Genomic DNA, 10,074 nt, shown 5'->3' with positions numbered 1-10,074 from the left:
TGGAAGCCGAGTTGAAAGGCAAGGTCATCGGCCAGGACGAAGCCGTCATCGCCATCAGCAAAGCCCTCCGCCGCAGCCGTGCCGACCTCAAAGACCCACGCCGCCCCATCGGCAGCTTCCTCTTCCTTGGCCCGACCGGTGTCGGCAAAACCTTCCTCGCGAAGAACCTCGCCGAGTTCATGTTTGGCAGCCCCGAGGCTCTCATCCAGCTCGACATGAGCGAGTACATGGAGAAGCACACCGCCTCCCGCCTCATCGGTGCCCCTCCCGGATATGTCGGCTATGAAGAAGGCGGTCAGCTTTCCGAAGCCGTGCGTCGTCGTCCCTATAGCGTCGTGCTATTTGACGAGATCGAAAAAGCGCACCCCGATGTCATGCACCTCCTGCTTCAGATCCTCGAAGAAGGTCAGGTCACTGACAACTTCGGTCGCAAGATCGACTTCCGGAACACCATCGTCATCCTCACTTCGAACGTCGGAGCCGAGCAGATCAAGCGTCAGACCACTCTTGGCTTCGCCGCCATGACGCAGGACCACGCCGACAACGACGCCATCAAGACGAAGATCAACGAGACCGCGAAGAAGTTCTTCAAGCCCGAGTTCCTCAACCGTCTCGATGACCTCATCGTCTTCAAGATGCTCGAGAAGGATCAGCTCAGCACCATCGTCGATCTCGAAGTCGGCAAAGTCGTCGCCCGCCTCAAGAAGAAGAACATCACCATCACGCTGGATGCCAGCGCCATCGAGTTCCTCGCCAAAGAAGGCTACGATCCGCAATACGGTGCCCGCCCGATGCGCCGCGCTGTAGAGAAGAACATCGAAGACCCGCTCTCCGAGCATCTCCTCCGTGGTGATGTCCGCGAAGGCGATGTCGTCAAAGTCACCTTCGATGTCGAGAACAAGCGCCTCAAATTCGCTGCTGATGCACGAGCTGAGGCTACCGAGACTCCGGTCGAAAAGACCGAAGAAGTCGCTGCTTAACGCTGGAGTCACCAGACACAAAAAAGCCCAGGACGATGGTCCTGGGCTTTTTTGATTTCACTCACCCGGCATGGGCTCGGTGGGCCAGGTTTCCAGCCATGGCAGACCATATGCATTCAAGTCGGCCATGAAGGGGTCAGGGTTGAGCTGCTCGACATTCCAGACGCCGGGCTGGCGATACTCGGTATTCGTGAGGAGCTGCTTCGCGGCGATCATGGCGGGGACGCCAGTGGTGTAGCTCACGCCCTGGCTGTTCGTTTCCTTGTAGCAGTCTTCGTGGTCTTTGATGTTATAGACGTAGTAGCGCTTGGGCTGGCCGTCTTTGCCCGTGCCTTCAATCCAGTTGCCGATGCACGTCTTGCCTTTGGTGTCTGCACCGAGTGAGCCGGGCTCGGGGAGCAGCGTCTTGAGAAACTCAATCGGGATGATGGCATTGCCCTGATGCATCACCGGGTCGATGCGGGTCATGCCGACGTTCACGAGCACTTCCATGTGCTTGATGTAGGCGTCGCCAAAGGTCATCCAGAAGCGGGCGCGGCGCATGGGGATGTGCTTGGTCAATGACTCCAGCTCTTCGTGGTAGAGGCAGTAGATGTTCTTCGGGCCGATGCCGTCGGGGAAGGGGAAGCTGCGCTTGATTTCGAGCGGCTTGGTCTCGATCCACTTGCCGTTGTCCCAGTAGCGGCCGTTGGCGGTGACTTCGCGCAGGTTGATCTCGGGATTGAAGTTGGTGGCGAAGGCCTTGCCGTGGTCGCCGGCGTTGCAGTCGAGGATGTCGAGGGTGTCGATCTTGCTGAAGTGATGCTTCAACGCGTAGGCGGTGTACACATTCGTGACACCGGGGTCGAAGCCGCAGCCAAGCAAGGCGGTGAGGCCGGCTTTCTTGAACTTGTCCTGATAGGCCCACTGCCAGTGGTACTCGAACTTGGCGACATCGCGCGGCTCGTAGTTGGCGGTGTCGATGTAATGCACGCCGGCTTCGAGGCAGGCGTCCATGATGGTGAGATCCTGGTAGGGCAGGGCGACGTTGATGACGACCTCGGGCTTGTAGCTCTTGAGGAGCTTCACGAGTTCGGGGACGTTGTCGGCATCGACGGCGGCGGTTTGAATCGGACGCTTCAATTCAGCGGCGATGCTGTCGCACTTGGTCTTGGTGCGGGAGGCCAGCATGATCTCGCCGAAGACGTCGGGAAGCTGGGCGCATTTATGAGTGACGACGCGGCCGACGCCGCCGGCTCCGATGATGAGTACACGATGAGACATGATGGGGAAAAAGCAGGAGGACTAATGCCGAATGTCGGCGGGATGCCGAGTCTAGCAGGCACGGAGGGAATGCAAGCGACGGAAATGTCCGTCGGAATCGGATGGGCATTTCTATGCCATCCCATGCAGGCTGGCAGCCTGCATCACGATCAAACCGTCCTGCGCTTGCGCTTGATGCTGAGGTGGGCGGTGGCGCGCTGGATGGCGGCCATGGCGGCGGCGACTTCTTCCTGATGCTCGCCGGGCTTGAGTTCGCTGAGTGCCTTGTGAGCGCGCGCGATGGCTTCTTCGGCGGCTTTTTCGTCGATCTTGTCGGCGTCGATGGCCACATCGGTGAGGATGCGCGTGACGCTGCCGGTGACTTCGACCAAACCTTCGCCAACGGCCATTTCGATGGTCTTGCCGTTCTTGGTGATGCGCAACTCACCGGGGAGGAGCGTGGTCACGAGGTTGGAGTGAGCCGGGAGGACGCCCATTTCGCCTTCGTAACCCGGCAGCACGACGGTATCCACGTCATCGGAGTAGATGCGGGCTTCGGGGGTGACGATTTCCAATTTAAGAGGCATGGGCGAGGCGGGGAAAAGTGCTCAGTGCTTAGTGCTCAGTTGAAATCTCGTGGCTCGGGACTGAGCACTGAGAACTGAGCACTTCTGCACTTGTCTGATCAGTCTTTCTTCACGGAGTCGATGCCGCCCTTCATGTAGAAGTTGGCTTCGGGGACGCTGTCATGCTTGCCGTCGAGGATTTCGGCGAAGCCTTTGATGGTGTCGGCGACTTTAACGTACTCGCCTTTGGTGCCGGTGAAGATTTCAGCGACGGTGAAGGGCTGGGAGAGGAAGCGCTGGAGCTTACGAGCGCGGAAGACGGTGAGCTTGTCTTCTTCGCTGAGTTCGTCCATGCCGAGAATGGCGATGATGTCCTGGAGGTCTTTGTAGCGCTGAAGGACGCGCTGGACGCCACGGGCGACGCGGTAGTGCTCTTCACCGACGATGTCGGGGGCGAGGGCCTTCGACACGGAGGAAAGGGGATCCACAGCAGGGTAGATGCCCAGCTCGGCGAGGGAACGCTCCAGCACGACGGTGGAGTCAAGGTGGGCGAAGGTGTTGGCCGGAGCAGGGTCGGTCAAGTCATCGGCAGGAACGTAAACGGCCTGGAAGGACGTGATGGAACCGGTCTTGGTGGAGGTGATTCGTTCCTGCATCTGACCCATTTCAGCGGCGAGGGTGGGCTGGTAACCCACGGCGGAAGGCGTGCGGCCAAGGAGGGCGGACACTTCGGAACCGGCCTGGGAGAAACGGAAGACGTTATCGACGAAGAAGAGCACGTCCTGGTTCTTCTCATCGCGGAAGTACTCGGCCATGGAGAGGGCGGAGAGGGCGACGCGGAGACGGGCACCTGGAGGCTCGTTCATCTGGCCATAAACAAGGGCCACTTTGGAGCCGGGGGCGAGGACCGGGCGACCTTTGTCGTCCTTCTTCGGATGGCCTTTGTCGTCTTTCTCGGTGGCGATAACGCCGGACTCGATCATTTCCCAGTAAAGGTCGTTACCTTCACGAGTACGCTCACCCACGCCGGCGAACACGGAGAAACCACCGTGGCCTTTGGCGATGTTGTTGATGAGTTCCATGATGACGACGGTCTTGCCGACGCCTGCACCACCGAAGGCACCGACTTTACCGCCCTTGGTGAAAGGGCAGATGAGGTCGATCACTTTGATGCCGGTCTCAAGGATCTGCGCGGAAGGGTTCTGGTCGGTGAGAGCAGGGGCCTTGCGGTGAATGCCGTAACGCTTCTCGGTCTTCGGGGAGGGCTGGTCATCCACGGCGTCGCCGGTGACGTTAAAGATACGACCGAGGACTTCCTCGCCGACGGGAACGGTGATGGGGCCGCCGGTGTCGGCGACATCCATGCCGCGCTTGAGGCCGTCGGTGGAAATCATGGCGATGGAGCGCACCCAGCCGTCGCCAAGGTGGCTCTGCACTTCGCAGATGAGGCGGATGGGCTTGCCGCCCTGCTCATAGTTGATCTCCAGCGCGTTGTAGATGGCCGGGAGATTGCCAGTGGCGGAGAAATCCACGTCCACCACGGGACCGATGACTTGAACGATTTTGCCGATGTTGCTCATATGTAGATTTGAAATTTGAAATTGGAGATTTGAAATTACTCAAGAGCCATCTTGGCGGTGGTGATTTCGAGGAGTTCGTTGGTGATCGCGGCCTGGCGCAGCTTGTTGTACTCAAGGCTGAGGTCCTTGATCATCTGCTTAGCGTTGTCGGTGGCGTTCTTCATGGCCACCATGCGGCTGGAGTGCTCGGAGGCGCGGGATTCGAGCACCATCTGATACACGGTGTCGTTCACATACTGTGGCAGCACGGTCTCGAAGACGACGGCGGCGCTGGGTTCAAAGGTGTACTCGCTGGAGGCCGTGGCGGCGGGCGTTTCGATGGCGTGGCCGAAGTCACGCTTGCCACCGAGGGTCACCGGATTGACGGGCAGGAGCTGCTCGACGGTCGGGACGATGGTGACGGTGTTGATGAAGTTGTTGAAGACGACGAGCACCTTCTTGTACTCACCGGTGCGGAACTTGTCCTGCACGAAGCGGCCCACGGCGCGTACTTCGGCAAACTTGGCGGGATCTTTGATCGGGAAGTCGGCGAGGAGGTTGCGACGCAGACGGTTGATGGCCTGCACGGCCTTTTTGCCGATGGTGACGTAATCGACGTGGCCGTCGATCTGCGTGGTGATGAGTTTCTTGAACAGGTTCGTGTTCAGAGCACCGCAGAGACCTTTGTCGCTGGCGATGAGGAGAACGAGCGTCTTGTCGCCTTTGCCTTCAGAGAAGAAGGGATGCACGCCTTCTTCCGCCTGCTCTTTGAGGTTCACGAGCACCTTGTTAAGCATCTCGGCGTAGGCGCGACCGTTGCTGGCCTGATCCTGCGCTTTTTTCATCTTCGCAGCCGCGACGAGCTGCATGGCCTTGGTGATCTGGGCCGTGTTTTTGACCGATTTGATTCGGCGTCTGATGTCGCGGGTGCTTGGCATGATTTGAAATTTGGAATTTCAGATTTGAAATGGGCGCAGCCTACTTCCAGGAGGCTTTGAAGTCGTCGAGGGCTGACTTGAGGCCGGCTTCAACGTTGTCGAGGGTCTTCTCATTGGCGAGCTGGGCCATGAGTTCACCTTTGCGGGTGGAGAGGTAGTCTTCGAGCTTGGCCTGGAATTCCTTCACGCGATCGACGGAGACGGAATCGAAGTAGCCCTTTTGCATTGCGTAGAGGCTGCTGACCATGATCGGCAGGCTCTTCGGCTGATACTGTTGCTGCTTGAAGAGTTCCACGATGCGCGCACCGCGGTCGAGCTTGGCCTTCGTTCCGGCGTCGAGGTCGGAACCGAACTGCGCGAAGGCAGCGAGTTCGCGGAACTGCGCGAGATCGAGCTTCGTGGTGCCGGAGACCTTCTTGATGGCCTTCGTTTGTGCGGCGGAACCCACGCGGGAGACGGAAAGACCGACGGAGATGGCAGGACGGATGCCTTGATAGAACAAGTCGGTTTCAAGGAAGATCTGACCGTCGGTGATGGAGATCACGTTCGTCGGGATGTAAGCGGACACGTCGCCGGCTTGCGTCTCGATGATCGGCAGAGCGGTCATGGAACCACCGCCGTAGTTTTCACCGACGCGGCAGGAACGCTCGAGCAGACGGGAGTGGAGATAGAACACGTCACCTGGATAGGCTTCACGACCGGAAGGACGCTTCAAGATGAGGGAAACTTGGCGATAAGCCACCGCTTGCTTGGAAAGGTCATCAAACACGATCAGCACGTCCTGACCTTGATCCATGAACCACTCGCCAATGGCGCAGCCGGTGTAAGGCGCGAGGTATTGATTCACCGCCGAGTCAGAAGCGGAGGCGCTGACGATGGTGGTGTATTCCATGGCACCAGCGTCTTCGAGCGTCTTGACGACGCGTGCGACGTTCGACTGCTTCTGGCCGATGGCGACGTAGATGCAATAAAGCGGCTTGTGACCGGCGAGCTTGCCCTGTTCGGCGGCCTTGTTCTGCTGCGCCTGGGAAATGATGGTGTCCACCGCGATGGTGGTCTTGCCGGTGGAGCGGTCACCGATGATCAACTCACGCTGACCGCGGCCAATCGGGATCATGGCGTCGATGCTCATGATGCCGGTCTGCACGGGAACCGAGACAGATTTACGGGCGATGATGCCAGGAGCGAGTTTTTCGACGGGATACTGGGCTTCACCTTTGATGTCGCCTTTGCCGTCGATGGCCTGACCGAGGGCGTTGACCACGCGGCCGAGGAGGCTCTTGCCAACCGGCACGGAAAGGAGGCGGCCGGTCGTTTTGACTTCGTCACCCGCTTTGATGCCTTCACCGGAACCGAGCAGCACGCAGCCGACTTCGGTTTCTTCAAGGTTGAGCGCAAGGCCGAACACACCGCCGGGGAACTCGATCATTTCGTTGAGCATGACATCGCTCAAGCCTTCAATCTTGGCGGCGCCGTCACCGATTTCACGGACGATGCCCACATTGGACTTCGTGACGGCGGTCTTGAGGCCGGCGATTTGGGATTCGATCTCCTGGAGGATGTTGCTCATAATGCGGGGGCGTTGGTGGAAAAGAGAGTTGGGCTAATGACGAATTTAGGAATGACGAATGACGAAAGAATGACCAGTCTCGAATGACGGATCCATGCGCACAGGACTCGAAGCGGCGCTTCGGACTTCGGCAATCGGATTTGTTTCGTCATTCATCATTCGGATTTCGTCATTAAGAAGGTGTTGGCAGATCAAGACAGCGAGGCTTTAAGCGCTTCCAATCGCGCCTTCACACTGCCGTCCCACACGTCGGAACCGACTTTCACGCGGATGCCGCCGAGCAGCTCGGGCTGCACTTTGAATTCGAGATTGAGCGTGCGGCCATATTTCTTCGAGAGGCTGGCCTGTAGTTCGGTCTGGGTGGCGGGCGTCAAAGCGGTGGCGCTTTCGACTAGGGCGCGCTGGCGGTCCACTTCGTTCGATACGAGACGCGAAAAAGCGTCGAGAATGCCGATGTAGCCGCGGGGTTTGTTCTTCGCGACCGTGTTGACCACCGTGCGCACGCGAGGCTCATCGAGCTTCCCACCGGCGATGCAGGCGCGGAAAAGCTGGCGAGAGGTGCGGCGGGCTTCCTTGGTGATCTTCATGGGGTCGAAGCGTGGAGAAAATTAAGCGGAGACCTGAGCGGCGGTTTCCTGATTGATGCGGGTCTGGTCTTCGGTATTGAGCACCTTGCCGGTGACGCGGCTGGTGGCGTCGGACACCATGCGGCCGAACTCACGCTTGAGCTGGGACATGAGCTGCTCCTGTTCGAGCTGGGCGGCTTCACGCGCCTTGGCGATGATGGTGTTGGCGGAAGAAACGGCTTCCTGCTGGCGGCGCTCCTGGATGGCCTTCGCGGCGTCATCCGCTTCCTTCACGAGACGGGCTGCATCAGCCTCCGCCTTGTCGAGAATGGCCTGGGAGTTCTGCTTCGCCTCAGCGGAGTCGCGAGAGATTTTTTCGAGCTTCGCTTCACCATCGGCGATGCGCTGACGGCGCTGCTCCAGCATGCCGAGGATCGGGCCGAAGGCGTATTTCTTGAGGATCATGAAGACGATCCAGAAGATGATCACCTGGGCGATGAACTTTGGCCATGCGAGGCCGAATTTCTCGACAAGAACGTCAACTTTGCCCGCAGCGATGATGGTTGGCATGGCAGAGATCATAAGCAGAACGGTGGTGAGCGGAACAAGTGCAGTTTGGAAATGAGAGAGGAGAAAGAGCGGTGGATCGCAAGGTGCGACCCACCGCAAAGGAGGCAATTAGAAGCCGCCGAGGTAGGCGATGATGCCCAGACCTTCAGCGAGGGCCATGGCGATAATGCCGAGTGTCAGGATGTTGCCGAAAGCGCCAGGATTGCGACCGACGGCTTCCACAGCCTTCGAGCCGACGAGACCCACGCCGATAGCGGCGCCGCCACCACCAAGGCCCATCGTGATGCTGCCAGTGATGCCGGCTGCTGCGGCTGCGTCAGGGGCGTGGGCAGCTGCGGCCTGTGCCAGGGAGATAAGTTCAAGTGTCATAGTGTTAGTCGAGTTTGGTTTGTTGTGTCACCAGCGTCCACGCGTTGCGCATGGTCCCGCAGGTAAATTCGTGATTAATGATGCTCCTCCGCATGACCGTGATCGTCATGCGTGGTGGAAAGCTGGATGTAAACAGCGCAGAGCAGCGTGAAGACAATCGCCTGCAGCAGGCCAACCAGCAGTTCCATGAAGTAGAAGGGCAGGGGCAGTGCGATGCTGCCAAGGAAGCTGCCGAGCCAGCCGGTCTTCGACATCAGGTCACTCATCGTGTGAATGACGTTTTCACCAGCGAAGATGTTGCCGAACAGTCGAATGGAGAGTGTGACGGGGCGGATGATGATGGACACCACTTCAATGACACCCACAAAGAGGAACACTGCTGCGACCACGATGCCCATAAGACCTTTGAGGCCGCCTTTAGGACCGAAAGTGTGAACGATGAAGCCCCAGACGCCGATTTCCTTGATCGTCAGGAACAGCCAGACCAGAAACGCCGAGACAGAAAGACCGATGGTTGCATTCAAGTCAGCCGTCGGCGGACGCAGCAACGGATCGTGGGCCGCATCAATCGACAGCGGGCCGGTGCCATTGCCCCAGCCGATGGTTCCAACGCCTGGCAGCAGGCCGAACCAGTTCGAGACGAGGATGTAGATGAATAGCGTGCCAAGGAGCGGGAAGGCCAGCTTCGCCTGCTTCGCGCCGACAATGCCGACGACCTGATTGTAAAGAAACTCAACGATGAACTCGAGGAAGTTCTGCGCCTTGTGCGGCACCAGCGTCATGTTCTTCGTCGCCTTGCGTGAGAACCAGAGCACGATGCTCAGAACAACCAGCGCCACGAGCACCGAATTGGTCAGGAAACCCAGCGTGCTGCTTTCCTCGAACAAGCCTGACGCATAGCTGTGCACGTTGGCCAGCAGCGGCGAAAAGGAGTCTGAGTGGGGAAGCAAAAGCGACATGAGAGTAGGGTCTGCCCGGGGGGAGAGGTGTAGCGTCTGGCCGGGATGGCGGGCGCTTTTTCTAGCCACATGAGGCAGTGGTCGCAAGCCCTATTTGTGAAAAATTTCACAAAGTCCGCCGGGCCACGGTTTGGCGGTTTGGAGTGACGCAGTCTTTTGCCTTCGCTCGACATAGTCACTGCCCCGTGCGAGCGTTGCTTTAATGTTGTCTGTTTCTCGTCTCCTCTGCATCGCGCTAGCATTGGCTGTTCCCGCCAATGCGGCCACGAAGTCGAAGTCACGTTCTGTCTCTGCCGCTGGTAAGCCCAACGTGCTCTTCATCATCGCCGATGATCTGCGTGACTACATCGGCTGGATGGGCGGGCATCCGCAGGCGGTGACGCCGAACATGGATCGCCTCGCGAAGCTGGGCATGCGTTTCACCAACGCGCACTGCAACTACGCGCTGTGCAATCCTTCTCGCACCAGTTTGCTCACCGGCATGCTGCCGTCATCAAGCGGTGTGTTTGGCAACGAGCAGGACTGGCGGCGCAGTGTGCAGATCGTGGGCAAACCGACGCTGCCGGAGCATTTCAAGGCTCAGGGCTACACGACTGCGGCGGCGGGGAAGATCTTCCATGCGAATCACGGCGGGCCGGAAGGCCGTCTCTCCGGCTGGCATGGTGGGCGGCGTGGCTTTGAACAGGATGCGGCCTGGGATCTGCGCTTTCCTAGTGAGGGCGCTCAGATTCCCGATCTTCCTGTTCACACCGGCC

At 59.0% G+C, this 10,074-nt stretch carries 11 protein-coding genes; 2 read left to right on the top strand and 9 right to left on the bottom strand.

Annotated features, from left to right (window positions below):
- Positions 1-980 (top strand): AAA family ATPase (locus tag ACKVY0_RS25855; RefSeq protein WP_409217757.1); only part of this gene is annotated, 980 nt, incomplete at its 5' end.
- Positions 981-1,037: 57 nt separating this feature from the next.
- Here the strand turns inward: ACKVY0_RS25855 and ACKVY0_RS25850 are convergent.
- The 9 genes from ACKVY0_RS25850 to atpB all read right to left on the bottom strand — a co-directional run bounded on the left by ACKVY0_RS25850 (position 1,038) and on the right by atpB (position 9,310).
- Entirely contained in the window at positions 1,038-2,243 is a 1,206-nt protein-coding gene (locus ACKVY0_RS25850) for a saccharopine dehydrogenase family protein (RefSeq protein ID WP_409217756.1), read from the bottom strand.
- 149 nt (positions 2,244-2,392) lie between these two features.
- Positions 2,393-2,809: an ATP synthase F1 subunit epsilon gene (gene atpC, locus ACKVY0_RS25845; RefSeq protein ID WP_409217755.1), complete on the bottom strand. Its 417-nt coding sequence runs from the start codon at positions 2,807-2,809 to the stop codon at positions 2,393-2,395.
- Positions 2,810-2,907: 98 nt separating this feature from the next.
- Entirely contained in the window at positions 2,908-4,368 is a 1,461-nt protein-coding gene (atpD, locus tag ACKVY0_RS25840; protein WP_409217754.1) for a F0F1 ATP synthase subunit beta, read from the bottom strand.
- Between the two features lie 35 nt (positions 4,369-4,403).
- A complete protein-coding gene (atpG, locus tag ACKVY0_RS25835; protein ID WP_409217753.1) occupies positions 4,404-5,285 on the bottom strand; it encodes an ATP synthase F1 subunit gamma in 882 nt (293 codons plus the stop codon).
- 40 nt (positions 5,286-5,325) lie between these two features.
- A complete protein-coding gene (atpA, locus tag ACKVY0_RS25830) occupies positions 5,326-6,855 on the bottom strand; it encodes a F0F1 ATP synthase subunit alpha (RefSeq protein WP_409217752.1) in 1,530 nt (509 codons plus the stop codon).
- A gap of 191 nt (positions 6,856-7,046) precedes the next feature.
- Positions 7,047-7,442, bottom strand: coding sequence for an ATP synthase F1 subunit delta (gene atpH / locus ACKVY0_RS25825; protein ID WP_409217751.1), 396 nt, complete (start codon positions 7,440-7,442; stop codon positions 7,047-7,049).
- A 21-nt stretch (positions 7,443-7,463) separates the two neighbouring features.
- The gene (locus ACKVY0_RS25820) at positions 7,464-7,991 is read right to left on the bottom strand and encodes an ATP synthase F0 subunit B (RefSeq protein WP_409217750.1); all 528 of its coding nucleotides are present in this window, start codon (positions 7,989-7,991) and stop codon (positions 7,464-7,466) included.
- A 108-nt stretch (positions 7,992-8,099) separates the two neighbouring features.
- Positions 8,100-8,360, bottom strand: a complete 261-nt coding sequence (locus tag ACKVY0_RS25815; RefSeq protein ID WP_409217749.1) for an ATPase — start codon at positions 8,358-8,360, stop codon at positions 8,100-8,102.
- A gap of 74 nt (positions 8,361-8,434) precedes the next feature.
- Positions 8,435-9,310: a F0F1 ATP synthase subunit A gene (gene atpB / locus ACKVY0_RS25810; protein ID WP_409217748.1), complete on the bottom strand. Its 876-nt coding sequence runs from the start codon at positions 9,308-9,310 to the stop codon at positions 8,435-8,437.
- A gap of 250 nt (positions 9,311-9,560) precedes the next feature.
- Between atpB and ACKVY0_RS25805 the strand changes: the two genes are divergently transcribed.
- Positions 9,561-10,074: sulfatase-like hydrolase/transferase (locus tag ACKVY0_RS25805; RefSeq protein ID WP_409217747.1), on the top strand; the 514-nt coding region annotated here is incomplete at its 3' end.

Source organism: Prosthecobacter sp. (assembly GCF_046154365.1).
Lineage (GTDB): Bacteria > Verrucomicrobiota > Verrucomicrobiia > Verrucomicrobiales > Verrucomicrobiaceae > Prosthecobacter.
This window is presented reverse-complemented; position numbering and strand designations above follow the sequence as displayed.

Excerpts from the sequence above, each read along its gene's own strand:
- atpC (WP_409217755.1), bottom strand. The coding sequence starts at position 2,809 with ATGCCTCTTAAATTGGAAATCGTCACCCCCGAAGCCCGCATCTACTCC.
- ACKVY0_RS25815 (WP_409217749.1), bottom strand. The coding sequence starts at position 8,360 with ATGACACTTGAACTTATCTCCCTGGCACAGGCCGCAGCTGCCCACGCC.
- atpA (WP_409217752.1), bottom strand. The coding sequence starts at position 6,855 with ATGAGCAACATCCTCCAGGAGATCGAATCCCAAATCGCCGGCCTCAAG.
- ACKVY0_RS25820 (WP_409217750.1), bottom strand. The coding sequence starts at position 7,991 with ATGCCAACCATCATCGCTGCGGGCAAAGTTGACGTTCTTGTCGAGAAA.
- ACKVY0_RS25850 (WP_409217756.1), bottom strand. The coding sequence starts at position 2,243 with ATGTCTCATCGTGTACTCATCATCGGAGCCGGCGGCGTCGGCCGCGTC.
- atpD (WP_409217754.1), bottom strand. The coding sequence starts at position 4,368 with ATGAGCAACATCGGCAAAATCGTTCAAGTCATCGGTCCCGTGGTGGAC.
- atpG (WP_409217753.1), bottom strand. The coding sequence starts at position 5,285 with ATGCCAAGCACCCGCGACATCAGACGCCGAATCAAATCGGTCAAAAAC.
- atpH (WP_409217751.1), bottom strand. The coding sequence starts at position 7,442 with ATGAAGATCACCAAGGAAGCCCGCCGCACCTCTCGCCAGCTTTTCCGC.